Consider the following 795-nt stretch of genomic DNA (forward strand, 5'->3'; position numbering starts at 1 on the left):
CCGGGCTTCGGTGACCGTCGCAAGGCGATGCTGAACGACATCGCGATCCTGGCCGGTGGCCAGGTCATCGCCGAGGAGGTCGGTCTCAAGCTGGAGAACGCCACCCTCGACCTGCTCGGCCGCGCCCGCAAGGTCGTGGTGACCAAGGACGAGACCACGATCGTGGACGGCGCCGGTGACGCCGAGCAGATCGCCGGCCGGGTCAACGAGATCCGCGCCGAGATCGAGCGCACCGACTCCGACTACGACCGCGAGAAGCTCCAGGAGCGCCTGGCCAAGCTCGCCGGTGGTGTCGCGGTCATCAAGGCCGGTGCGGCGACCGAGGTCGAGCTCAAGGAGCGCAAGCACCGCATCGAGGACGCCGTGCGTAACGCCAAGGCGGCCGTCGAGGAGGGCATCGTGCCCGGCGGTGGCGTGGCGCTGCTGCAGGCCGGCGCCAAGGCGTTCGACAAGCTCGAGCTGACCGGCGACGAGGCCACCGGCGCGGCGATCGTGAAGAAGGCTCTTGAGGAGCCGCTGAAGCAGATCGCCGTCAACGCCGGCCTCGAAGGCGGTGTCGTGGTGGAGCGCGTGCGCAACCTCACCCCGGGTGAGGGCCTCAACGCCGCCACCGGCGAATACGTCAACATGTTCGAGGCGGGCATCCTCGACCCGGCCAAGGTGACGCGCTCCGCGCTGCAGAACGCCGCCTCCATCGCGGCGCTCTTCCTCACCACCGAGGCCGTCATCGCCGAGAAGCCCGAGAAGAACCCTGCCGCTCCGGCCATGCCGGGCGGCGGCGACATGGACTTCTAG

At 69.7% G+C, this 795-nt stretch carries 1 protein-coding gene; it reads left to right on the forward strand.

Going from position 1 to position 795, the window contains the following annotated elements; translation table 11 throughout:
• Positions 1-795: chaperonin GroEL (groEL, locus tag ETD85_RS62530; RefSeq protein ID WP_138699129.1), on the forward strand; the 795-nt coding region annotated here is incomplete at its 5' end.

Source organism: Nonomuraea zeae (assembly GCF_005889725.1).
Taxonomy (GTDB): domain Bacteria; phylum Actinomycetota; class Actinomycetes; order Streptosporangiales; family Streptosporangiaceae; genus Nonomuraea; species Nonomuraea zeae.